Annotated in this window: 22 protein-coding genes; 5 read left to right on the top strand and 17 right to left on the bottom strand. The window is 62.0% G+C overall.

Annotated features, from left to right (window positions below; translation table 11 throughout):
* Window positions 1-3 precede the first annotated feature (3 nt).
* From ACR9ZQ_RS32140 to ACR9ZQ_RS32075, 14 genes are all read right to left on the bottom strand, one after another.
* Window positions 4-603 (bottom strand): methyl-accepting chemotaxis protein, encoded by a 600-nt coding sequence (locus ACR9ZQ_RS32140; protein WP_310381855.1) that lies wholly within the window; start codon window positions 601-603, stop codon window positions 4-6.
* 118 nt (window positions 604-721) lie between these two features.
* Entirely contained in the window at window positions 722-2,059 is a 1,338-nt protein-coding gene (locus tag ACR9ZQ_RS32135) for an NAD(P)-binding domain-containing protein (RefSeq protein WP_481429671.1), read from the bottom strand.
* A gap of 84 nt (window positions 2,060-2,143) precedes the next feature.
* Entirely contained in the window at window positions 2,144-3,184 is a 1,041-nt protein-coding gene (locus ACR9ZQ_RS32130; protein WP_310381850.1) for a heme-dependent oxidative N-demethylase family protein, read from the bottom strand.
* A gap of 20 nt (window positions 3,185-3,204) precedes the next feature.
* Entirely contained in the window at window positions 3,205-4,170 is a 966-nt protein-coding gene (locus tag ACR9ZQ_RS32125; protein ID WP_126824410.1) for a PDR/VanB family oxidoreductase, read from the bottom strand.
* Window positions 4,167-4,772: a dimethylamine monooxygenase subunit DmmA family protein gene (locus tag ACR9ZQ_RS32120; protein WP_481429670.1), complete on the bottom strand. Its 606-nt coding sequence runs from the start codon at window positions 4,770-4,772 to the stop codon at window positions 4,167-4,169. The genes ACR9ZQ_RS32125 and ACR9ZQ_RS32120 overlap by 4 nt, the downstream gene beginning before the upstream one ends.
* Before the next feature lie 11 nt (window positions 4,773-4,783).
* On the bottom strand, window positions 4,784-5,917 hold the full coding sequence (locus tag ACR9ZQ_RS32115) for an aminomethyl transferase family protein (RefSeq protein ID WP_481429669.1): 1,134 nt from the start codon (window positions 5,915-5,917) through the stop codon (window positions 4,784-4,786).
* Between the two features lie 114 nt (window positions 5,918-6,031).
* Window positions 6,032-6,931, bottom strand: a complete 900-nt coding sequence (gene folD / locus ACR9ZQ_RS32110; protein ID WP_310381841.1) for a bifunctional methylenetetrahydrofolate dehydrogenase/methenyltetrahydrofolate cyclohydrolase FolD — start codon at window positions 6,929-6,931, stop codon at window positions 6,032-6,034.
* Between the two features lie 3 nt (window positions 6,932-6,934).
* Window positions 6,935-7,819: a formyltetrahydrofolate deformylase gene (gene purU, locus ACR9ZQ_RS32105; protein ID WP_481429668.1), complete on the bottom strand. Its 885-nt coding sequence runs from the start codon at window positions 7,817-7,819 to the stop codon at window positions 6,935-6,937.
* Window positions 7,820-7,921: 102 nt separating this feature from the next.
* Window positions 7,922-9,229, bottom strand: coding sequence for a type III glutamate--ammonia ligase (gene glnT / locus ACR9ZQ_RS32100; protein ID WP_481429667.1), 1,308 nt, complete (start codon window positions 9,227-9,229; stop codon window positions 7,922-7,924).
* 80 nt (window positions 9,230-9,309) lie between these two features.
* On the bottom strand, window positions 9,310-10,638 hold the full coding sequence (locus ACR9ZQ_RS32095) for an FMN-binding glutamate synthase family protein (protein ID WP_025668620.1): 1,329 nt from the start codon (window positions 10,636-10,638) through the stop codon (window positions 9,310-9,312).
* 18 nt (window positions 10,639-10,656) lie between these two features.
* Window positions 10,657-11,343 (bottom strand): protein GlxC, encoded by a 687-nt coding sequence (locus ACR9ZQ_RS32090; RefSeq protein ID WP_481429666.1) that lies wholly within the window; start codon window positions 11,341-11,343, stop codon window positions 10,657-10,659.
* 54 nt (window positions 11,344-11,397) lie between these two features.
* A complete protein-coding gene (locus ACR9ZQ_RS32085) occupies window positions 11,398-12,294 on the bottom strand; it encodes a class II glutamine amidotransferase (protein ID WP_481429665.1) in 897 nt (298 codons plus the stop codon).
* A 90-nt stretch (window positions 12,295-12,384) separates the two neighbouring features.
* The gene (locus ACR9ZQ_RS32080; protein ID WP_481429664.1) at window positions 12,385-13,068 is read right to left on the bottom strand and encodes a helix-turn-helix domain-containing protein; all 684 of its coding nucleotides are present in this window, start codon (window positions 13,066-13,068) and stop codon (window positions 12,385-12,387) included.
* 74 nt (window positions 13,069-13,142) lie between these two features.
* Window positions 13,143-14,102, bottom strand: coding sequence for a GlxA family transcriptional regulator (locus tag ACR9ZQ_RS32075; RefSeq protein ID WP_481429663.1), 960 nt, complete (start codon window positions 14,100-14,102; stop codon window positions 13,143-13,145).
* Between the two features lie 88 nt (window positions 14,103-14,190).
* Here ACR9ZQ_RS32075 and ACR9ZQ_RS32070 point away from each other — a divergent pair, with 88 nt between their 5' ends.
* Genes ACR9ZQ_RS32070 through ACR9ZQ_RS32055 form a run of 4 tightly spaced genes read left to right on the top strand, consistent with a single transcriptional unit; the run spans window position 14,191 to window position 19,176 of the window.
* Window positions 14,191-15,441: a sarcosine oxidase subunit beta family protein gene (locus ACR9ZQ_RS32070; protein ID WP_481429662.1), complete on the top strand. Its 1,251-nt coding sequence runs from the start codon at window positions 14,191-14,193 to the stop codon at window positions 15,439-15,441.
* A gap of 12 nt (window positions 15,442-15,453) precedes the next feature.
* Complete coding sequence (locus tag ACR9ZQ_RS32065) at window positions 15,454-15,732, top strand: sarcosine oxidase subunit delta (RefSeq protein ID WP_481429661.1); 279 nt, start codon at window positions 15,454-15,456, stop codon at window positions 15,730-15,732.
* Entirely contained in the window at window positions 15,729-18,662 is a 2,934-nt protein-coding gene (locus tag ACR9ZQ_RS32060; RefSeq protein WP_481429660.1) for a sarcosine oxidase subunit alpha family protein, read from the top strand. Before ACR9ZQ_RS32065 ends, ACR9ZQ_RS32060 begins: the two co-directional genes overlap by 4 nt.
* Complete coding sequence (locus tag ACR9ZQ_RS32055) at window positions 18,655-19,176, top strand: sarcosine oxidase subunit gamma (RefSeq protein ID WP_481429659.1); 522 nt, start codon at window positions 18,655-18,657, stop codon at window positions 19,174-19,176. The genes ACR9ZQ_RS32060 and ACR9ZQ_RS32055 overlap by 8 nt, the downstream gene beginning before the upstream one ends.
* Before the next feature lie 54 nt (window positions 19,177-19,230).
* Here ACR9ZQ_RS32055 and ACR9ZQ_RS32050 read toward each other — a convergent pair whose 3' ends face one another.
* Together ACR9ZQ_RS32050 and ACR9ZQ_RS32045 are read right to left on the bottom strand one after the other, a co-directional pair.
* Window positions 19,231-21,273, bottom strand: a complete 2,043-nt coding sequence (locus ACR9ZQ_RS32050) for an oxidoreductase (protein WP_481429658.1) — start codon at window positions 21,271-21,273, stop codon at window positions 19,231-19,233.
* Window positions 21,274-21,362: 89 nt separating this feature from the next.
* Window positions 21,363-22,268: a DMT family transporter gene (locus ACR9ZQ_RS32045; protein ID WP_481429657.1), complete on the bottom strand. Its 906-nt coding sequence runs from the start codon at window positions 22,266-22,268 to the stop codon at window positions 21,363-21,365.
* 113 nt (window positions 22,269-22,381) lie between these two features.
* On the opposite strand from ACR9ZQ_RS32045, the gene ACR9ZQ_RS32040 reads away from it, so the two are divergent.
* On the top strand, window positions 22,382-23,257 hold the full coding sequence (locus ACR9ZQ_RS32040) for a LysR family transcriptional regulator (protein WP_310381809.1): 876 nt from the start codon (window positions 22,382-22,384) through the stop codon (window positions 23,255-23,257).
* Here the strand turns inward: ACR9ZQ_RS32040 and ACR9ZQ_RS32035 are convergent.
* Window positions 23,232-24,281, bottom strand: a complete 1,050-nt coding sequence (locus tag ACR9ZQ_RS32035; protein ID WP_481430958.1) for a GlxA family transcriptional regulator — start codon at window positions 24,279-24,281, stop codon at window positions 23,232-23,234. The genes ACR9ZQ_RS32040 and ACR9ZQ_RS32035 overlap by 26 nt on opposite strands.
* Between the last annotated feature and the right edge of the window lie 19 nt (window positions 24,282-24,300).

Raw genomic sequence — 24,300 nt, 5'->3', positions numbered from 1 at the left:
CCTTTATTCCGCCTTGCGCTGGGCACTGGTGATTGCCCTTGCGGCCTCTTCGGAGGAATTGGCGAGCTGACGCATCTCAGCGGCGAGCACGGCGAAGCCGGAACCCGCCGTCCCCGCCCTTGCCGCCTCGATGCCGGCATTGACGGCGAGCAGCTTCAGGTAGCGCAACGATTGCAGGATCTCGTTGGTCTTCGAGGCGGTGATGCGCATGCCGGCGGTCTGCTCGTCGATGCGCCGGTAGAGTGACTCGATGTTGATAATGCTGCCCTCGAGATAGAGCAGCTCGCCGTTTTCGTCCCAGACGCCTCCGCCCGTCTCCGTCACCCAGACATAATATCCGTCACGGTGGCGGATACGATATTCCATCGTCCAGTCGGTGCGGCTTTCCAGCGCGATGCCGACGACCTCATCCATCAGCGGCACGTCCTCCTCGCACATGATCGAGGTGAAGGTGCGTGTGCTGTTGCCGATGATTTCTTCCGCCGGATAGCCGAAGATGCGTTCGATGCCATCGGTCATCTCCAGCATCGTGTAGTTTTCATCCGCACGGCAGCGATAGAGAAAACCGCTCATGCGGCCGAGAACACTGCTCTGAAAATCCATGAAGACCACGCCTTGAGAAAATGAGTTGCAGATCGGGTTTGCTTCGTCTCATTTCAAACACGCCGGAAAGGGCCGCGACGGACGACCCTTTCTCGGTTACGCGGGAGCCTGGGAAAGATCAGTTGCGCAGATATTCCTCCATGGAATCGTCGAGCGCCTTGACCCAGGGCGTGTGGTGCGTCGGCGACATGTTACCGGTCATCAGCGAACGATAGGCGTGATCGCGGAAGCCCATGATATTTTCCGCCTTGTGGTGCTCCCACTCCATGAAGGTCTTGTTGGTCCCCTCGATGTCGAAGCTCGGATAGTCGGTTTCGGCGAGCAGTTCCTTCACGTAGTCGCCCTGGTACCAGATCATCTGCTCGGCATCTTCGAGCGTCTCCTCGCGGGCTCGCCAGATGTCGAAATTCGCCTTCAGTTCCTCTTCCGACGGCAATTTGATGCGGCCCATCATGACGTCGCGTGCCCACCAGGCCTGCACGTCGAACATGTTGAACGTGTAGAACTGATCCTGCATGCCGATGTAGAAAAGCTGCGGGTTCCTGTCGAAGATCACACCCTTGTAGAGATGGTCCGCCCAGAGGCGGTTGGCGGTCTTGAGCCTCAACTCATCGGGCAGGAAGGGGAAGTGATGCTGGTATCCCGTGCACAGGATCAACGCATCGACTTCCTTCGTTGAACCGTCGAGAAAATGGGCGGTGCGGTTTTCGAGCCTGGTGAGCAGCGGCCGTTCTTCGAAATTATCCGGCCAATTGAACCCCATCGGCTTCGACCGATAGCTGGTGGTGACCGACTTGGCGCCGTATTTCCAGCATTGCGAGCCGATATCCTCGGCCGAGTAGCTGCGGCCGACGATGAGTATATCCTTGCCCTTGAACTCAAGCGCATCGCGGAAGTCGTGGGCATGCAGGACGCGACCATTGAAGGTTTTCACTCCCTCGAAATAAGGCACGTTCGGTGTCGAGAAGTGGCCGCTCGCCACCACGACATAGTCGAATTCCTCGTCGTACATGTGATCTTCGAGGCGGTTATGCGCGGTGACCGTGAATTTCTTCGTGTCCTCATCGAAACGCACCATGCGCACCGGTGTATTGAAGCGCACCCAATGGCGGACATTCGCCTTTTCGACGCGGCCCTTGATATAGTCCCAGAGCACGGCGCGCGGCGGATAGGAGGCGATCGGCTTTCCGAAATGCTCCTCGAAGGAATAGTCGGCGAATTCCAGGCATTCCTTCGGTCCGTTCGACCAGAGATAACGATACATGCTGCCGTGAACCGGCTCGCCATATTCGTCAAGCCCGGTGCGCCAGGTATAGTTCCAAAGCCCGCCCCAGTCGGACTGCTTTTCGAAGCAGACGATCTCCGGGATTTCGGCGCCCTTCTGGGCGGCCGATTGAAAGGCGCGCAACTGCGCCAACCCGGAAGGACCGGCACCGATGACGGCTACTCTTGTCATGAAAGCATTCCCCTCTTGATTATATGTCATTGCTTAGTTTGCGCGTCTGAGAAGACGCACGGCGCTGGTGCGCATCGCTGCGCCTCAGTCCGGATAAATGCCGGGGCTGGTCGGCGCCCCATCGTCGTATTTGGAAAGCCAGTCGATCGTGGTCTCGCGGAAGCGGGTGAGGCCCTTGTAGTCGATGAGCTCTGGCGGCAGCGTCTTCAGCACGCGCGGGAAGCGCCGCGCCCATTTCGGCACGGTGACGAGTTCTTCCATGTTCATCAGGTAGCAGCGGATGACGAAGAGGATGGCGTTCGAGCGCGGCAGGCGCCAGAGGCTTTGCAGCTCGACGCGCAGATGCACCTTCTTGCCAACATTGTCAGGCGTCACCGTCGTGCGGTCGGGACCCCATTTGTGATAATTCTCAGGACTGGTGTCGAGCCGCGGATTGATCGTCATCGTCCAGTTGAAGCGCCGGGTCGGCTTGCCCTGCTGCAGGTTCAGCAGGAATTTCAGCGCGCGATCGAAGACGCCGATCTGGTGGGCGAGCGGCACCGGTCCATGCCATTCCATGAAGTTCATGCCGAGGTCGAAATCGAGCGACCAGTCGGCCTGCGTCGTCACCATGCCGGCATCCATCCAGAGATTGCCGTCGCGCTGATCGACGATGCAGAAATCGCCCTGGGCCTGGCGGGTGATATATTCGAAGGGCTCGCAGGGCAGCGTCGAGGCATCGCCGAAGGTGAAGCTGTCGTCGATGCCGAGCGGGCGGTTGACCCAGCGCCAATGGTCGCCGTTGCGGATCAGCGTGAAGTGGTCAGGATAACCCGCCGCCTGCTCTTCCATCAGCAGTTCGAGCGTGTCCCACTGCGCGCTCATCATGTGCGGCAGAGCCTGATAGCGCAGCGGGTCTTCCTTCAACACCAGCGCGCGATCGCGCATCTCGGCGACATAGTGCTCGTCGACGTCGATCAGGTTTTCGTAAACGGTGTCTGCCCGGCCGCGCACATGCGGCTCCATATTGACGGAATACATGTATTCGTCGCGGTCGAAGGGAAACGGGAAGCGACGGATGTTCCCGGGGCTGTTCCGATAGCTGAAATCGTCCCGGAACGTTTCCTGCTTGAAGGCGATTGCCATGTCCGGTCTCCTTTTTACCGTCAAAGATCGAGATGCAGCGTGTTTCCCTCAAAGCGGGAGACACAAATCATCACCTTGCGGCCGGATGCTTTTTCTTCGCTCGTCAGATAGACGTCATTGTGCAGCAGCTTGCCATCGCAGGTGACGACCCCGGTCTCGCATTGACCGCAGGCCCCGCCGCGACAGAGGAAGGGCGCGTCGACGCCCGCCGCCTCGATCGCCTCCAGCATGCTTTCGTGATGGCCGACCTTCACGGTCTTGCCGGATCGCAGCAGCTCGATCGCGAAGGGCTTACCGGGCAGCGACGACAGGAACCGTTCCGAATGCAGGTTCTGTTCCGGCCAGCCGGCATTCAGCCCCGTCTTCAGCACGCCGTCGATCATGCCTGTAGGGCCGCAGACATAAAGATGCGTGCCGAGCGGCTGGCTGTCGAGCAGCCGTGTAAGAGGAATGGCGCCGCCTTCGGAGTCGCAATAGATCTTGATGCGATGCGGACCGTAGCGCTCCAGCAGTTCCCGCCAGTAGGCGCCGCGGTCCCGCGTGCGGATGGCGTAATGCAGTTCGAAATTTGCGCCTTCGCGGGAAAACTGCTCCATCATCGCAATGAAGGGCGTAATGCCGATGCCGCCGGCAATCAGAAGATGCTTGCGCCCGCGCCAATCCGGTTGGAACAGGTTGACGGGGTAGCTGACCTTCAGCTCGTCGCCTTCGCTGACCTTCTCATGCATGAAGGTGGAGCCGCCGCGCGAATCCTCGACGTGCAGCACGCTGATCTCATAGGCGGCGCAATCATGCGGCGGCGACATCAGCGAATAGGCGTTGCGGCGCATATGGCCGCCATCGTTCATCGAGACGATGACATGGGCGCCGCCGGAGAAATAAGGCATCGGCTTGCCGTCCAGCCGCTCGAAGCGGAAGCGCTTGACGCGCTCGGCGATCGGGGTGATCCGCGCCACGCGGACGGGAATTTCTGTACCACCGCTCAAAGGAACAACTCCTCCGGATTGGGCGCGCTGCCTGGCTCTTCCGCATCGATGTTGACGCCCTGGAAGGCGGCGAGCCGGCGCGAATAATGGTCACGCACGAGAAGCGTCAGCCCGCAATGGCTGCAGGCAAAAGGGCTGGCGGTGACGTCGTCGGTGATGCCCTTGCAATGGACGCATTGTACGCGCCTAGCCAGCGAGCCGCGGTGCTCGGTGATGATGGAGGCATGGTCCATGCCGTATTCGAGCGCCACGAGCATCGCCTGGCCGATGAAGCCTTCCGTGCCCGATATATAAAGCCGCGTGCCCATATGGGCGGCGGCGAGCGAACCCTTCAATCGAAAAAGCAGCGTTGCGATCGTCGGGGCCGTGAAGAACATGTCAGCGCCGAGATGGCGCAGCGCCTCGTCCAGGCCGGACTCTTGAGAGCCGCGGGCGACATAGAGGATCTCGCTGCGGAACAGGGCTGCCTCGTCAAGCGTCGGCTGCTGGTCGAGGAGAGCCTTGGCGCCCTCCCCTTCGAGCGCGAAAATGTGCCGCCGGGCGTGCGGCTGGATGGTCAGGCCCTCGTAGACTGGTCGGCTCTTGATGCCTGCAACGAGCATTCGCGTGCTCCTTAACCTATGGCAGTCCTCTTCTTCTTCTCTGGATCGTCGAAGGGCAGCGTATGGGCGATCGCGCTGGTCTTCAGGGTCTTGCCGCGCACTTCGAGCTTCGTGCCGTGCACTGCCTTGTCGACGTCGAGACGGGCGATTGCCATCGACTTCTTCGTCAACGCAGAATAGGTCGGGCAGGTGATCACGCCGACCTTCTTTCCGTCGGCAAAGACCTCGTCGCCGAGATCGGCCGGACCGTCCGCGTCGATCAGCATGCCGAAGATCTTGAACCGTTCCTTGCCCTTCAGCCGCGCATGTTCTTCGGCGCCACGGAAGCCGGCCTTGCCGGGGCTGACTGTGAAATCGAGGCCGAGTTCCCACAGGCTATCGCCGGGCGGCTGGTCGGCAAAGGGATACATCTGCGAATTGTCGTAGGGATAGAAGAGCAGGTAGCTCTCGACGCGCAGCATGTCGAGCACGGAGAAGCAGCAGGGAATGATGCCCATCTCCTTGCCTTCCTCGACGATCCGGTCCCAGACCATGACGGCGTCCTGGCCGCGGACGAAGATCTCGTAGCCGCGCTCGCCGGTATAGCCGGTGCGCGAGATCATGACCGGGGCGCCGAACAGGGTCGTCTGCATGTGATGGAAATACTTGAGGTCGCGGATGCCGGGCACATATTTGGCAAGGTAATCGACCGCCAACGGCCCCTGCAGCGAGAGATCATGCAGGTCGTCGTCGAAGAGCACGGCGCAATTGCGGCCTGCCGCCTGCTTGACGAGTTCCTCGTGGCCGGAGCCTGAGCCATGTACCAGCATCCAGGAATTTGGGCCGGTGCGGTAGACGATGCAATCGTCGGTGAAGTGGCCGCGGTCGTTCAGCATGGTCGCGTAGACCGAGCGGCCGGGATAGATCTTCGTCATGTCGCGGGTGGTGATATAGTCGAGCACGGCGATCGCATGCGGGCCGACCAGATGCACCTTCTTCAGGCCCGAGACATCCATGATGCCGGCCTTGGTGCGGACCGCGACATGCTCGTCTGACATGTTCTTGTCGTAAGTCCAGGCGGTTCCCATGCCGCTCCAGTCCTCGAGCTTCGATCCCAGAGCGCGATGCCGATCCGCCAAGGCGGAGAAACGCCAAGATAATGCCATTTCCGTTCCCTCTTGTTTCCTCTACGGAATATTTATTTCCTGACTATATTCGTCTTTCACGCTGTGGCAAGCCGATCCCGGTGATTTTTGTCGGCTGTCCCAACGGCACTTTCGTTAGAATATCGGCGGCGTCAGCCCTGCCGAGCGATGGGCAGCAATCACGGTATTGGCCATCAGCATGGCGATCGTCATCGGGCCGACGCCACCCGGCACCGGGGTGATGACGGCGGCGACCGGAGAAACCTCCGCAAAGGCGACATCACCGACGAGACGGGTCTTGCCCTCGCCGCGCTCGGGTGCCGCGATGCGGTTGATGCCGACGTCGATGACGGTGGCACCGGGCTTGACCCAATCGGCCCTGACCATTTCCGGACGACCGACGGCGGCCACCAGAATATCGGCGTTGCGGCAGACTTCGGCGAGGTTCTTCGTGCGCGAATGGGCAATCGTGACGGTCGCATTGGCATTCAGCAGAAGCTGCGCCATCGGCTTGCCGAACAGGTTGGAGCGGCCGATGACGACGGCATTGAGGCCGGAAAGATCCTCACCATGGGTGCGGCGCACGAAAACCATGGCGCCGGCCGGCGTGCAGGAAACGAGGCCGGTCTTCAGATCGCCGGTCGCAAGTTTACCGGCATTGACGACGCTCAAGCCATCGACATCCTTTTGCGGCAGGATCGACTGGATGATCGGCTCGCTGTCGAGATGTTTCGGCAGCGGCAACTGTACGAGAATGCCATGGATCGACGGATCGGCATTCAGCGAAGCGACGAGTGCCGCAAGCTCCTCCTGCCTGGTCTCGGCTGGCAGCGTGTGCTGGACGGATTTGAAGCCGCATTCCTTGGCCATGCGGCTCTTGGAGCTGACATAGGTGTGGCTCGCCGGATCGTCGCCGACGATGACGACGGCTAGGCCCGTCTGGACGCCTTTGGCGGCTTCTAGCGCAGCATTTGCCGATTTCACGGTTTCGATTACGGAAGCGGCAACCTGCTTGCCGTCGATTACCTTGACCATGGCTCAGCCCATGCGCTCGGAGGCGTAGCTGCCGGGGCTGGCGGGGAAGACGATCGTGCGGTTGCCGTTGAGGAAGGTACGGTGGTGGATATGGGCGTGGATGGCGCGCGCCAGCACCTGGCTTTCGACATCGCGGCCGATCGAAACGTAGTCTTCGGCGCTCTGCGCATGGGTGATGCGGGCCGTGTCCTGCTCGATGATCGGGCCTTCGTCAAGGTCGGCTGTCACATAATGCGCCGTGGCACCGATCAGCTTCACGCCGCGCTCATAGGCCTGCTTGTAGGGGTTAGCACCCTTGAAGCTCGGCAGGAAGGAATGGTGGATGTTGATGATCCGGCCCGACATTTTCTGGCACATCTCGTCCGACAGGATCTGCATGTAGCGGGCGAGCACGATCAATTCCGTGCCGGTCTGCTCGGCCACGTCCATGATATGGGCTTCCGCCTGCACCTTGTTAGCCTTGGTGACGGGAATATGGTGAAAGGGAATGTCGTGGTTGACGACGACCTTCTGGTAATCGAAATGGTTGGAGACGACGCCGACGATATCGATCGGCAGCGCGCCGATCTTCCAGCGATAGAGCAAGTCGTTGAGACAATGGCCGAAGCGGGACACCATGAGCAGCACCTTCATGCGTTTCTCGCTGTCATGGAAATCATAAGTCATGCCGAAGCGCGTGGCGATGCTGGTGAAGCCGGCGCGGATATCGGCCTCGGAGATGCCTTCTTCGGAAATGAAGGAGACGCGCATGAAGAACTGGCCGGTGTCCAGATCGTCGAATTGCGAGCTGTCGACGATGTTGCAGCCCTGTTCGGCGAGATACCCCGAAATCGCCGCAACGATGCCGCGCGTCGACTTGCAGGATACTGTCAGTACGTAGCTCTTCATGCCATCTCTTCCTTCGTCACTTGACGCATAGGCCACCGCCCGGGCCGGTGCGTTGATGCTCCAGCCCGTAGGCGCATGGCGTCGAAACCTCACCCGGTCGGCTCAGATATCGAGCGTGCTGTCGCGTTCCCACTGGGTGAAATGCGAGCAGAAGGCATTCCATTCCTGGTGCTTGAGCTTGAGATAGGCGGCGGAGAACTCGGTTCCGATCGCAGCCTTCAGATCCTCGTCGGCGTCATAGGCACGCAGCGCATCGAGCAGGTTCAGCGGCAGACGCGGCGCGTCCTTCACCAGATGGCCTTCCGCATACATGTCGATATTGTGATGCGGACCGGGATCTGCCTTGCTGTTCAGTCCGTCAAGACCGGCCGCAATGATGATTGCCTGCAGCAGGTAGGGGTTGACCGCGCCATCAGGCAGGCGCAGCTCGAAGCGGCCGGGACCTGGCACGCGCACCATGTGGGTGCGGTTGTTGCCGGTCCAGGTTACCGTATTCGGCGACCATGTAGCGCCCGAGGTCGTGCGCGGCGCGTTGATGCGCTTATAGGAATTGACGGTCGGGTTGGTGATCGCGGCAAGCGCCGAAGCGTGTTTCATGATGCCGCCGAGGAAATGCCTGCCTTCCGCCGACAGGCCGAATTCGGCTGCCCTGTCGGCGAAGACGTTGACCTTGCCATCATTGTCCCAGACCGAGATATGGCAATGGCAGCCATTGCCGGTCAGGCCCTTGAAGGGCTTCGGCATGAAGGTGGCGCGAAGCCCGTGCTTTTCGGCGATCGACTTGACCATGAACTTGAAGAAGGAATGCTTGTCGGCCGTCTTCAGCGCATCGTCGAATTCCCAGTTCATCTCGAACTGGCCGTTGGCATCCTCGTGGTCGTTCTGATAGGGGCCCCAGCCGAGCTCCAGCATATAGTCGCAGATCTCGGCGATGACGTCGTAGCGGCGCATGACGGCCTGCTGGTCGTAGCAGGGCTTTTCAGCCGTGTCGCGGCCATCGGAAATCTGTTCGCCGTCGGCGGTGATCAGGAAGAATTCGGCCTCGACGCCGGTCTTGACCCGCTTGCCCGCCGCTTCGGCTTTATTGACGAGCTTCTTCAGCACGTTGCGCGGCGCCTGCGCCACGACGTTGCCCTCCATCATGCAATCCGCGGCTACCCAGGCGACATCCTTCTTCCAGGGAAGCTGGATGACGGAGGTGGCATCAGGAACGGCAAAGAGGTCGGGATGGGCGGGCGTCATGTCGAGCCAGGTGGCGAACCCGGCAAAACCCGCACCCTCTTCCTGCATGCCGGCAATCGCCTGCGCCGGCACCAGCTTGGCACGCTGGCCGGAGAAGAGGTCAGTATAGCTGATCATGAAATATTTGATGCCTTTGTCTTTCGCAAAAGCAGCAAGGTCCAGTGTCATTCTCGTTCCCCTTTGGATTTCTCAGAGACACTTTGGTTATGGATGCGAAGCGGCCGGACTTTTTGCCCGGCCGGTAGAAATCAGTAACCTCCCTTGCCCGGTATCCAGCTCGTTCCCGCGAGCGGTACCTGCGCCATCGCAGAAGCCTCGATCGTCAATGCGCAGAGGTCTTCCGGTTCCAGATTGTGGACATGATTCTTGCCGCAGGCGCGCGCAATCGTCTGCGCCTCCAGTGCCATGACCTTGAGGTAATTGGCGAGGCGGCGACCGGCGGTGATCGGATCGACGCGCTTCATCAGTTCCGGATCCTGCGTGGTGATGCCGGCCGGATCCTTGCCTTCGTGCCAGTCGTCATAGGCGGCCGCCGTCGTATGCAGCGCCTCGTATTCCGCCGCCCAGCGCGGATCATTCTCACCGATGGCGATGAGGGCGGCCGTGCCGATGGACACGGCATCAGCGCCGAGCGCCAGGGCCTTCGCCACGTCGGCGCCGTTCCTGATGCCGCCCGAAACGATGAGTTGCACCTTGCGGTGCATGCCGAGATCCTGCAGCGCCTGCACGGCCGGGCGAATGCAGGCGAGCGTCGGCATGCCGACATGCTCGATGAAGACTTCCTGCGTCGCCGCAGTACCGCCCTGCATGCCATCGAGCACGACGACATCGGCGCCGGCCTTCACTGCAAGGGCCGTGTCGTAATAGGGGCGCGCACCGCCCACCTTCACATAGATCGGTTTTTCCCAGTTAGTGATCTCGCGCAGTTCAAGGATCTTGATCTCAAGGTCATCGGGGCCGGTCCAGTCGGGATGACGGCTTGCCGAACGCTGATCGATACCCTTCGGCAGCGTTCGCATCTCGGCGACGCGGTCGGAAATCTTCTGACCGAGCAGCATGCCGCCGCCACCTGGCTTGGCACCCTGGCCAACGACGATCTCGATTGCGTCGCAGCGGCGCAGATCCCGCGGGTTCATGCCGTAGCGCGACGGTAGGTACTGGTAGACGAGCGTCTGCGAATGGCCGCGCTCTTCCTCCGTCATGCCGCCATCGCCTGTTGTCGTCGAGGTGCCGGCGATCGTAGCACCACGGCCGAGCGCTTCCTTGGCCGGACCGGAGAGCGAGCCGAAGCTCATGCCGGCAATCGTGATCGGGATCTTGAGTTCGATCGGCTTCTTGGCGTAACGCGAGCCGAGCACGACATTGGTGCCGCACTTCTCGCGGTAGCCTTCGAGCGGATAGCGGGAGATCGAGGCGCCTAGAAACAAAAGGTCGTCGAAATGCGGCAGCTTGCGTTTGGCGCCGCCACCGCGGATATCATAGATGCCGGTCGCCGCAGCGCGGCGGATTTCCGACATCGTGTATTCGTCGAAGGTTGCCGAAAGGCGAGGCTTTGTGGGCGGATTGTGATAGCTCATGGAAAACCTCGATAGGACTCAATAGGCGTCGGCATTGTCGACGTTGAAATTGTAGAGCTTGCGGGAAGAACCGTAGCGGCTGAACTCTTCCGGCCGCACATCGGTAATGCCGGCCTTTTCGAGCAGAGCGGAGAGAAGCTCGATATGTTCTGCCCGCATTTCCTTCTCGATACAGTCCGCGCCGAGGCTCTCGACCTTGCCACGCACGAAGATTCGGGCCTCGTAGAGGGAATCTCCGAGCGCATCGCCGGCGTCGCCGAGCACAACGAGGTTGCCGGCCTGTGCCATGAAAGCGGACATGTGGCCGATATTGCCACGCACGACGATATCGATGCCCTTCATCGAGATGCCGCACCGCGAAGAGGCATTGCCCTCGATGACGAGCAGGCCGCCGCAGCCGGTAGCGCCCGCATACTGGCTGGCGTCACCCTTGATGGTGATGCGGCCGGACATCATGTTTTCGGCGACACCAGGGCCGGCCGAGCCGTGCACGGTGATGACCGCCTCCTCATTCATGCCACCGCAGTAATAGCCGACGCTGCCGTGGATATCGATGCTGACGGGCGCATGCACGCCGACGGCGACGGCATGGTGGCCGCGCGGATTGACGACGTCGAACTGCAGGTCGTTGTCGCCTGACGCCACGTCATGCAGGGCCTGATTGAGGTCACGAAGCGGGGTCACCGCAAGATCGAATGTGGGCATGAAATCGTCCTGAAATGAAATCGAGCCGATGGGATGAAGGCAGAAAAGCTGCCCTCAGCGTTCCCAGAAATAGACGGTCGCAGGCTCCGGCTCCCAGACGCGCGCGGCATCGATGCCGGGCAGGTTGACGAGCGCGCGGTATTCCGAGCCGAAGGCGACGTAACGGTCGGTCTCGGCCATGACGGCAGGCTTGCAGGCGATGGCATCGCGCACGACGCCGAAGCCGGACTTGGTGCCGACGACGAAGGTGAAGAAGCCGTCGAGATCGTCGACGGCACCTTCCAGCGCCTCACCGAGATTCTTGCCCTTGGCCATTTCGGCGGTCAGGTAGGCGGCGGCAACCTCGGTGTCGTTCTCCGTCTCAAAGGTCATGCCTTCGCGTTTGAGTTCGCGGCGCAGGTTGTTGTGATTGGAGAGCGAGCCGTTGTGGACGAGGCACTGGTCAGAGCCGGTGGAAAAGGGATGGGCACCGAGCGTGGTGACTGCCGATTCGGTCGCCATGCGGGTATGGCCGATGCCATGCGTTCCAGCCATGGAATTGACGGCGAAACGGGAAACGACGTCCTTCGGTAGGCCGGTTTCCTTGTATATCTCGATCGCGTCGCCGCTGCTCATAATACGGATGTCGGGGCGCAGCTCGGCGATGGCGGCACGGCCCTCTTCGAGCATGCCCTTCGGCAGGGTCACGACGGCATGGGTGCTCTTGATGTCGATTGAGACCTCCGTGCCGAGTTCCTTCTCAAGCTCGGCCTCAAGACCCGAGAAATCCTTCTTCGGCTTGGCCGACTGGACGGTGATCTTGGCGCTGTCGCCGCTGCTTGCGCCATAGATGGCAATGCCGGCGCTATCAGGCCCGCGGTCCGTCATCGTCACCAGCATGGACGACAGCATCGCGCCGAGCTCCGGCTCGAGGCTTTTATCCTTCAGGAAGAGACCCACAATTCCGCACATGACAGACCCTCCATTTCGCGTCTGCAAAATGACTATCAGGTCTGTTTTGGCTTTTCAACCTGCAGGAATATTTTTTTCTTTTAAGGCAAGTCAGTCATTCTTGCCGCGCTGCGGATAGCTGATGATGGAAAGGTAGCGGCTCGGCAGTTTGACGAGCTCTTCCGGTCCGTGCGGCGCATCGGCATCGAAAAACAGGCTGTCGCCCGGCTGCATCGGGAAGAGCTGGTCGCCATGGCGATAGACGACCTCACCCTCCAGCATGTAGATCAGTTCCATGCCCTCGTGCTGGAAGGTCGGAAAGACATCCGAATCCGTCGTCAGCGTGATGAGATAGGGCTCTACGATCACGCCGCTGCTGTTGTTGTCGATATGGCCGAGCAGATTATACTGATGGCCGGCGCGTGTGCCGCGGCGCTCAAGCTCGATGCCCTGCCCCGCCTTGACGAAGACGGCGTTGCGTGGCTCCTCGTAACGGCGGAAGAAGGCCGTCAACGGCACGCCAAGGGCGCGCGAGAGCGATTGCAATGTCGTCAGCGATGGCGAGATATTGCCGTTCTCGATCTTCGACAGCATGCCGAGCGAAATGCCGGTCGCGGCGGCAAGATCGGTTACGGTGATGCCGAGCTTCTTGCGATAGGCGCGAACCTCATGGCCGATCGCCATTTCGAGATTGTTTTCCTTCGGCTCGCGCACCGCATGCGGATTCTGGGACAGGGCCTGACGAACCGCATGGGCATGCTCCTGGCTCGACGTTTCATCCAGCTTGGTCTTCATTCACGGTCCTTCGCGCACTCGCTCTTTGTAATCATCCTATCGCCAGAGTGAAATCTTCTCAACCCTGAAGAAAGTCAGAGCTTGCGGACTGAACTCGGACTGGTGCCGTAGACGCCGCGAAAGAGGCGCGAAAAATGCGCGCCGCCGGAAAAACCTGTCGCAATGGCGATCTCGGAGATTGACAGCGGGCTCTGTTCAAGGAGCCTTCGAGCGTGCTGCAGCCTGATGCGTCTGTATTGCTCGAGGAAGGTCGTATCGAGGTGAGCGGCGAACAGGCGGTCGAGATGGCGCGGCGTCACGCCGGCAATGCGGGCCATGGCTGCACGGTCAAGCGGCATCTCGATGGTTTCCTCCATCTTCTCCAGGACGCTCAGCAGACCCGGATGATGCACGCCGTAGCGCTCGGCGAGTGAGGCCCGTTGCGGCGCCGCCGACTGGCCGACCTCGGTGTGCAGGAACCAGTCGCTGACACGGCGGGCGAAATCCGGCCCCATGCGCTCGGCGATCAGCGCATGCATCATGTCGAGCGGCGCAATGCCGCCGCCGCAGGTAATGCGGTTACCGTCGACGACGAAACGCGCTTGGCGCGGCGACAGGTCGGGAAAGGCTTCGAGAAGCGCCGGCGCATGCTCCCAATGGATTGTAAAGTCACGACCGGTCAGCAGCCCGGCCTCGGCCAGCAGATAGGGACCGCCCGAAATGCCGCCGATGCGCACGCCTTCGCGCGCGAGCTGCCGTATGCAGGAAAGCACGGCCGGATAGTGCCAGTCGCGTGGCGAACCGCCGGCGCAGACGAAGACAGTGCCGAGCCCAAAACCGCGACCGGGAAGCGGCGCGGCCGGAACCGCTACGCCACCGGAAGACGACACTGCCCCGCCTTCCGGCGAAAAGCATGCGATGCGGTAGATTTCCCGCCCGGCGAGCAGGTTGGCTGCGCGCAGCGGCTCGCTCGCCGAGGCATAGGACATCAGGGCAAATCCCGGCAGAAGAATGAAGCCGATGGAATGCAGTTTTTTTGCTTCGATAGACGTCATGTCCTTTTCTTATCGATAAATGTCCTAAACAGGCAAGTCACTCCTCGCCTTTCTGGCATCATGGCACCAGCTCCCACCGGATCTATCCATGCGCTATTCCGCTCTCTCCATCTTCTTAAACGGGCTTCGCGGTAACAATGGCTGGGCGCCTGCCTGGCGCCAGCCTTCGCCGAAGCCGCATTATGATGTGATCATCGTGGGTGGCGGCGGCCATGGCCTTTCGACAGCCTATTATCTCGCCAAGACGTTCGGCATCACCAATGTCGCCGTGCTGGAGAAGGGTTATCTCGGCTCCGGCAATATCGGCCGCAACACGACGATCATCCGCTCCAACTACCTGCTGCCCGGCAACAACCCCTTCTACGAGTTGTCGATGAAGCTTTGGGAAGGGCTGGAACAGGATTTCAACTTCAACGCCATGGTTTCGCAGCGCGGCGTGCTGAACCTCTTCCATTCCGATGCGCAGCGTGATGCCTATACAAGGCGCGGCAATGCCATGCGCCTGCACGGCGTTGACGCAGAGCTCCTCGATCGGGCTGCTGTCCGCAAGATGCTGCCCTTTCTCGATTTCGACAATGCCCGCTTCCCCGTCATAGGCGGCCTCCGCCAGCCGCGCGGCGGCACGGTGCGCCACGATGCGGTCGCCTGGGGCTATGCCCGCGGCGCCGACAGCCGCGGCGTCGACATCATCACCAATTGCGAGGTCACCGGCATTCGCAGCGAGAATGGCAGGGTGACAGGCGTCGAGACCACCAGGGGCTTCATGGGCTGCGGCAAGCTGGCGCTCGCTGCCGCCGGCAATTCCACCGTGGTCGCCGACATGGCGGGCTTGCGCCTGCCCATCGAGAGCCATGTGCTGCAGGCCTTCGTCACCGAGGGGTTGAAACCGTTCATCGATACCGTCGTCACCTTTGGCGCCGGCCATTTCTACGTTTCGCAGTCGGACAAGGGTGGCCTCGTCTTCGGTGGCGATATTGACGGCTATAATTCCTATGCCCAGCGCGGCAATCTCGCCACTGTCGAGCACGTCGCCGAAGCCGGCGTGGCAATGATCCCGTCGCTGACGCGGGTCAGATATCTGCGCAGCTGGGGCGGCGTCATGGACATGAGCATGGACGGTTCGCCGATCATCGACCGCACCCATATCGATAATCTCTACCTGAATGCCGGCTGGTGCTATGGCGGCTTCAAGGCGACGCCCGCCTCCGGCTATTGTTACGCCCACCTGATCGCCCGCAACGAGCCGCACGAGACGGCGCGCGAGCTGCGCCTCGACCGTTTCCGGCGCGGCTATCAGATCGATGAAAAGGGCGTCGGCGCCCAGCCCAACCTGCATTGAGGACCTGACGCCATGGCAAGCCTGATTTCCTGCCCCCATTGCGGTGTCCGTCCCAAGGAAGAATTCACCATCCGGGGCGATGCGAGCCTGATACGGCCGGCGGCCGATGCCGGCGCTGACACCTGGTACGACTACGTCTATCTGCGGGACAATCCGAGGGGATGGCACAAGGAGTACTGGCACCATTCCTCCGGCTGCCGGCGCTGGCTGGTTGTTGAGCGCGACACCGTCACCCATGCCGTTCACACCGTCAGCGATGCCGCGCTTGCCAAGCTCGGAGGTGCGGCATGACGAGTTCGCGGCTTCCCAGCGGTGGCCGGATCGACCGATCGAGCACGCTGAACTTTACCTTCGATGGCAGACAACTGGCCGGCCATCCCGGAGACACGCTCGCCTCCGCCCTGCTTGGCAACGGCATCCAGCTTGTCGGCCGCAGCTTCAAGTATCACCGGCCGCGCGGCATCCTGACGGCGGGTGCAGCCGAGCCCAACGCGCTGGTCACGACGGGCACCGGCGGGCGCGCAGAGCCCAATACGCGCGCCACGATGATCGAACTCCATGACGGGCTCATCGCCCGCAGCCAGAACCGCTGGCCCTCGCTCGGCTTCGACATTGGCGCCATCAACGGCCTGCTGTCGCCCTTCCTGAGCGCCGGCTTCTACTACAAGACCTTCATGTGGCCGGCCGCCCTTTGGGAAAAGCTCTACGAGCCGCTGATCCGCAAGGCCGCCGGCCTCGGCAAGGCGTCCTACGAGCCCGATCCTGACTCCTACGAGAAATGCTGGGCTCACTGTGATCTGCTCGTCATCGGCGCAGGACCTGCCGGGCTCGCAGCGGCGCTGACGGCAGGACGCGCCGGCGCCCGCGTCATCCTCGCCGACGAAGATTTCGCGCTCGGCGGCAGTCTGCTCCTCGAAAACGGCACCCGGCTGCAGGACATGCTCGACGAACTCGAGGGCCTGCCGAACGTCCGTCTCCTGCCACGCACGACGGTCGTCGGCTGGTACGACGACAATGTCTTCGGCGCAGTCGAGCGTGTGCAAAAACATGTGGCGCTACCCGATCCGCATCGGCCCGTCGAGCGCCTCTGGCGTATCATCGCCAAACAGGCAATCCTCGCCTCGGGCGCCGAAGAGCGGCCGCTCGTCTTCGGCGGCAACGATATTCCAGGCGTCATGATGGCCGGCGCGATGCACAGCTATCTCAGCCGCCAGGCGGTGACGCCCGGCGGCCGCATTGTGATCTTCACCAGCAATGCGTCCGGCTATCGCACAGCGGCCGCGCTCGAAGCCGCCGGTGTCGATGTCGCCGCCATCGTCGACAGCCGCGATGCGGCCAACAATGCCTGGTCCGGACGTGCCCGCGTGCTGAACGGCAGCCGCGTGCGCGACGCGCATGGCGGCCAACGCCTGCGCCATGTCACGATCGAGACCGCTTCGGCAGTGCAGCGCATCGAGGCGGATGCGCTTGCCATGTCCGGCGGCTGGAGCCCGATCATCCACCTTGCCTGCCATCGGGGCGCCAAGCCGGTCTGGTCCGAGGAAAGGGCAGCCTTCCTGGCGCCGGAACGCCAGCAGGGACTGTCGATTACCGGCTCTGCGGCCGGGCTCGGCGCGACGGGCGCCTGCCTCGGCGATGGCGCGGCGAAGGCCGTTGAGGCACTGAGGGCGATCGGCTTCGTCAAGGTTGAGCCCGCCTTCGCGCCCGTCGAGGAAACCGAGGCGGCCTCGAAGCCGCTTTGGTCCGTCAAGGGCGGAAAGGGCAAGGCCTTCGTTGATTATCAGAACGACGTCCACCTCAAGGACCTCGGCCTTGCCGTTCGCGAGGGATATGGGCATGTCGAGCTTGCCAAACGCTATACGACAAGCGGCATGGCGACCGACCAGGGCAAGCTTTCCAATATCAATGCGATCGGCATCCTGGCCGAGGCCCGCGGCATGTCGCCTGCCGACGTCGGCACGACCACATTCCGTCCCTTCTATACGCCTGTCGCCTTCGGCGCCCTGACGGGCGGCTCGCGCGGCCGTCATTTCCAGCCGGTACGCAGGTCACCGCTACATGGCTGGGCAAAGAAGAATGGCGCCGTCTTCGTCGAGACCGGGCTCTGGTACCGCTCCTCGTGGTTTCCACGTGCGGGAGAGACGACCTGGCGTGAGAGCGTCGACCGCGAGGTGCTGAACATCCGGCAGAATGCCGGCATTTGCGACGTCTCCACCCTCGGCAAGATCGAGGTCTTCGGCAGGGATGCCGCTGCCTTCCTCGACCGCGTCTATTGCAACGGCTTTGCCAAGCTACCGGTCGGCCGGGCGCGCTATGGCATCATGCTGCGCGAGGACGGCATGATCTACGACGACGGCACGACGAGCCGCTTTGCCGAGGACCATTTCTTCATGACGACGACGACGGCGCTCGCCGCCGGCGTGCTGACCCATCTCGAATTCTGCGCCCAAACGCTCTGGCCGGAACTTGACGTCCGTTTTGCCTCCTCGACCGACCAATGGGCGCAGATGGCGGTCGCCGGCCCGAAATCGCGCGCGATCCTTTCCGAGATCGTCGACGCGGATATTTCCGATGCCGCCTTCCCCTTCATGAGCGCGCGCGTGGTCTCCCTCTTCGGCGGCTCGCTTGAGGGCCGGCTCTTCCGGATCTCCTTCTCCGGCGAACTCGCCTATGAACTCGCCGTGCCGGCCGGCTACGGCGAATGGGTCGCCGACCGGATCATGCAGGCGGGTGAAAAGCACGGCATCTGCCCCTACGGTGCCGAGGCACTCGGGGTCATGCGCATAGAGAAGGGCCATGTCACCCATGCCGAGATCAACGGAACGGTTACGCCAGGCGATCTCGGCTTCGCCCGCATGGTTTCGGCCACCAAGCCCGACTTCATCGGCAAGGCGATGCTCGCCCGCGAAGGTTTGCAGGCCGAGGACCGCCCTCGCCTCGTCGGCGTCAAGCCGCTCGATCCGGCGACGAGCTTCCGCACCGGTTCCCATATCCTTGCCAAGCATGCCGCAGCGACCCTTGAAAACGACCAGGGCTATGTGACCTCGAGCGCCTTCTCACCGAGTCTTGGCCATACGATCGGCCTTGCGCTCGTCAAGCGTGGGCCTGAGCGCATGGGCGAAAAGGTCGTGGTCTGGAATGGCCTGAGAAACGAATTCACCGAGGCGGTGCTCTGCAGTCCCGTCTTCATCGATCCCGACAACGAGAAGCTCCATGCCTGAACGTCCCGAACACAAGCCAGCTCTCACAGGCAAGGCGACAGTTGAAGGCTCCGGCATCCGGCTGGAGCCGCTGCCGGAAGGCCATCTCCTGCATGTCATGGGCGCAATCGACGGTGATAGCCTCGCCAACGCGCTCTCTGCCGCTGGACTGGCAACGAGCGCTGCGCGAGTGGCCGGTTATCAGCAATGGTATATAACAGGCGAGGAAAGCCTGTCGCCCTCGCGTATCGCGCTCCTTGCCGATCATCTGAGAGGCAGAAGCTTCGTCTGCGATCAGAGCCATGGCCGCATCCGCATCGCTCTTTCCGGTCCCCGCGCTGCGGACCTGCTCACTCGGGGAACGGCGGTCGACCTCGATCCCGCCGCTTTCCCCGTCGGCCAATCGGCCGTTACACTTTTCGGACATGTCTCCGTCCAGCTGACGCGCACGCAGGCGACAAGCTTCGAGCTCACGGTGCTGCGCAGCTTTGCCGAAGATCTCTACGAGATGCTCGAACACGCCGCGGCGGCCTGAGCGCGGGCCCTGAGGTCACATAGACACACAAAAGCCAGGCCCACGGTCAAGAGCTCAAAACAACGAACAGAACCTCAGCGCATCATAGACGGCGGCATGAATGTTGCGGCTCGAAACCGCGTCGCCGATCCGCACGAGGTCGAAACGCCCCTCGCTATTGCGCAGCGGCAGCGGTGGCTGACGATTGATCAGGGCAGAATAGTCCACCGCACCAAGATTTCGCGAAAGCGGCTTCAGCTCAAGATAGGGCCCGTCATTGGCAAGCGTGCCATGTTCGACGACGACCTGGGAGACGCGCCGCTCCCACTGTGCGCCGTCTGCAAAATCCGACCCGAGTACGGCGACAAGGGCATTGCCGTCGCGCCGGACGGATTTGAGCCGCGTGTTGATGGTCACCTTGACGTTCCGTTCTGCGAAGGTACGGGCATAGGGCACGTGGTTCATGCCCCCCAGATCGGGCGCGAAAAAGCGTTCGGGCGACACAAGCTCGAGCTCCGCGCCGCTTCTGGCAATCACCTCAGCCGCCGACATGCCCGGATGTGCGCCATTGTCATCGAAGAGCAGTACTGTGTCGGCGATCCTGACACCGCCGGCGAGGATTTCCCAGGAAGATGTCACAAGCTCATCGCCTGCATCCAGTTCTGGCTGCTGTGCGATGCCACCGGTCGCAATGACAACGAGATCGGGTTCAAGAGCAATGACGTCGCTTGCCTCTGCGTAGACATCATAGTGCATGCGAACACCCAGCCGCTCCAGTTCCGCCAGCCGCCAGTCGATGATACCAATCATCTCCTTGCGCCGGGGATTGCGGATGAGCAGGTTGACCTGTCCGCCGGCCTTTCCGGTCGCTTCCAGAACAGCCACCTCGTGACCACGCTCGGCAAGCACGCGAGCGGCCTCGAGACCGGCCGGTCCGGCACCGACCACGACCGCCTTACGACGGATCTCCGCCTTGGGGATCTCGTGCGGGATTTCCCCTTCGCGACCGGTCGCGGCATTGTGGACACAGAGTGCCTCGCCGCCTTCATAGATACGGTCGAGACAATAAGTGGCGCCGACGCAGGGCCGGATGCGCGCCTCCTCGCCGCTCTCGATCTTGCGCACGATATGTGGATCGGCAATATGGGCGCGCGTCATGCCGACCATGTCGAGCTTTCCCTCGGCGATCGCATGACGGGCTGTCGCCACGTCACCGATGCGTGCGGCATGAAAGACGGGGAACTTGGTTATCGCCCTCACTTCACCGGCAAAATCGAGATGCGGTGCAGACGCCATGCCCTGGATCGGAATGACCTCGTTGAGCGCCACATCGCTGTCGATATGACCGCGAATGATGTTGAGAAAATCGATATCGCCGGATCGCGCGAATTGTGAAGCGATCTCTATGCCTTCCTCGCGTGACAGTCCTTTCTCCCAGTCCTCGTCGGCGACAAGGCGCATGCCGACGATGAAATCCGGCCCAACCGCCTCGCGAACCGCCCGCGTGACCATGACAGAAAAACGCATGCGATTGTCGAGCGAGCCGCCGAATTCATCCTCGCGCCGATTGGTCGCCGGCGACCAGAAGCCATCCAGCAGATGGCCATAGGCCTCGATCTCGATACCGTCGAGGCCGGCTTCCTGCATGCGCTGCGCCGCCGTGGCATAGTCTGCCACAATGCGTTCGATGTCCCAGTCTTCGACCTCTTTCGGGAAGGCCCGGTGTGCCGGCTCACGGATCGGCGAGGCTGACAGCACAGGCAACCAGTCGCCCCTGTTCCAGCCCGTGCGGCGGCCAAGATGCGTGAGCTGGATCATGACCGCTGCACCGAACTCATGACAGTCGTCGGCAAGCATCTTCAGCCAGGGCACGATCTCGTCGCGATAGGCATGGAGATTGCCGAAGGATGGCGGAGAGTCAGGTGAGACGACCGCCGATCCCGCCGTCATGGTGAGCGCAATACCGCCTCTCGCCTTTTCCCTGTGATAGAGCCGGTAGCGATCCGTCGGCATGCCGTTTTCCGAATAGGCCGGCTCGTGAGCGGTCGACATGACGCGGTTTTTCAGCGTCAGGTGCTTGAGTTGGAAAGGCTGCAGCAGGGGATCTCTAGAGGTCATATCCGCTCTCGTCGCTTGGGTGGGAGTGGCAATCGAACCGCTATTCTGGCCGATGCCGCAACGAATGACGATCCGGCCGACGCCGCATTCTAGCCGGCATGCGCCCGCCGGCTGCGGCTGAGGTCGATTGCGGTGTGCCAGAGCACGGCTCCAAGGATGACGGCCCCCCCAAAGAAGGTGGCAACCGGCGGCTGTTCGGAAAACATGAGCCAGACCCAGAACGGCGTCAATACAATCTCCATTGTTCCGATCAGCGCGGCTTCGGCCGGCGGCATTCGCCTCGCCCCAGCCAGGAAAAGCACGAGCGCCAGCGAAAAATTGGTCGCTCCGAAGGCTGCCAGCACGATCCAGTTGTGAAGATCGAGCGAGCCGACCGAGCCGAAAGGGGCGAAAATGATAAGCGTCAGGAAGGCGCTGACAACGGTCGGCGGCAGGCTCGGCACCTCGGGATTGATGCGCGGAATGATGATGACGAGTGCGAAGGAAACCGTCATGCCGAGCGCCAGCAGGTCGCCGAGCCCGGTCCCGCCGCCGATCGACGAGGCAACGATGACCACAACACCCAGAAGAGAAATGCCCCCGGCAATCAGCGTGCGCCTGGCGACCCCCTCTTTCAGGATGATCCATCCGAACAGGGCGGCGATGAAGGGTGCGGTCGAATAGATCATCGTCACATTCGCGACGCTGGTCATATAGAGCGCCCCGATGAAGCAGCCCTGACTGACGGTCTGGCAGACAATCATCGCCAGGCCGGACGGATGCAGGACCGAACGCCATTGCTTTCGTGATACCCCGCCTTCGAGGAACAGGCAGGGGATCAGCAGGAACAGCCCACCGAACAGCGAACGCCAGGCGATCGCCGTCCAGACGTCTGTCGTCAGGAGCCGCGAGTAGACCCCGCTGGCGCTCCAGGCAAGCGTCGCCCCGATGACGAGAAGGATGCCCTTCTCGCGCTCGCCGGCACCGAGGTGCCTGGCCGGATGTTCAATCGTCACGCAGGTTATTCTCGAAGGAGGAAAGTCGAACGCACCTCCTTTTTGCACCCGCAATTGACATCAGACAAACGAATAGTAGAGATGGATGTCATCGATTTTTTCTATGGCTGTCCATGCGCGAGCCCATCGAGAGTGATCTTCTCCGAACCTTCCTCGTCGTCGTCGAGACCACCAATTTTTCGGCGGCGGCACAGCGCGTCGGCAGAACACAGTCTGCGATCAGCGCGGCCATCAAGAAGCTGGAAGACACGATCGGCGAAGCACTGTTCGAGCGCGGCGCCCGAGGGGTGGTGCTGACACGTCAGGGCGTCCAGCTTGTCCCCTATGCCCGCCGTGTCATCGATCTCCTGAGCGAGGCGGCGGCGACGATCCGCAGCAAACCGCTCGGCGGACCGGTTCGCATCGGCATTCCCGAGGAATATAGCCAGACGGTGCTGCCTGCCGCGCTTGCGGCCTTCGCCGTGCGTCATCCGGCTGTCGAGGTCACGATCTCCTGCGATTATACTGTCCGCAACATCGCCGCCCTGGAACGCGACGAGCTCGATCTCGCCGTCGTCTTCGACTGGAGCGATCAAATGAGTGGCGAGGTGCTCTGCATCGACCCGACCGTCTGGGTGACCTCGATCGTCCACCGGCTGCACGACATCGACCCGCTGCCGATCGCAACCTATAGAGACTCGAGCTGGTGTCGCGATTTTGCATTGAAGTCGCTGCACCAGCTTGGACGCAACTACCGGGTCGCTTTCATTGCCGATACCAGCTCCGGACTGAAGAACGCCGTGACGGCCGGTCTTGCCGTGACGACGCTGTCGCGCAGCAATATCCCGCCCGGCTGCCGGGAACTGACGACCGAGGACGGCTTCCCGCCGGTCGATTCCTCCAGGGTCGTTCTTCGTCGCAACACATTCCGGTCGAGCGAAGCGGTTCGCGAACTGGCCGAGATGGTCCGCGATGCCTTCCAGCCTATGGCCGCGTCTGCGACGGCATGATCGGGCGTCGCAGCCGTCGCCTCGTTTCCGAAGGGCTTTCGGAATAGCTTGCCCGATAGCTTCGCGCGAAGGCGGAGGCCGAGTTGAAGCCGGTTGCGGCTGCTATATCGGCGAAGGACGCCGTCGTCTCGATCACTCTGCGCCGCGCCGCGTTCAGTCTCAGAGCAAGATAGTGGATATGTGGCGGCGCACCGATCGACGCCTGGAAGAGATCCTGCAGGTGCCGCGCGCTGATGCCGACCCTGCGTGCAAGCCGTGCCAGCACGATCGGCTGCTCGATATTTTCCTCCATCAGCCGCACGGCGTGGGCCACTCGCGGATCATCCATGCGCAAGCCCGCCGATAGCGCCTCGTCGGCGTGAAAGGATGGCTGCTCGTAGCGGAACAGCCGGCTGACCTCGAGCGCCAGCGAATAGCTCTGACGCCGTCGGATAACCTCCAGCATCAGGTCCACGGTCGGCAGCGAGCCCGATGTCGTCAGCCGCTTGCCGTCGATGACGAACCGGTCCTTGACGGCCGACACTTGCGGATAGGCGAGCGCGAAATCCTCGTAGTCCTCCCAATGGACGGTCGCAGACAAGCCGTCGAGCAGGCAGGCTTCGGCAAGCAGCCAGGTGCCGGATTCGATGCCGGCGATCATGGTCCGGTGGCGTGCCGCCTGCGATAGCTGCATCTTCAGGCCAGCAGTCGCGCTTTGCCGCCAGTTGTAGCTCGCCAGCACGAAGAGCGGCGTGTCCGATGCCGTGGTCTGGAACGTTCCCTGTGTCGGTATGGCAATGTGGCTGGTTGTCGGCACCGCTTCTCCATCAGGCGTGAAGATGCGCCAGCGGTAGAGCTCGCTGCCGGAAATGCGGTTTGCCCCGCGCAGCGGTTCGATGACAGAGGCAATGAGGATGAGGTTGGTGTCCGGCAGGACGAGAAGATCGATGTCGAGCCGTTCCGTCGATCGCTCCAGCACAGTCCCCTCCCTAGTGTTCCGATAATGTATCGATCGATTCCGAAAATGCAAAGCATCCTCTCCCATCCTGGCGCGTAATACCCTC

The sequence above is a fragment of the Rhizobium sp. KNZ14-9A genome (assembly GCF_056755015.1).
The sequence above is the reverse complement of the archived record's forward strand: the minus strand, read 5'-3'. Positions and strand labels throughout refer to the sequence as shown.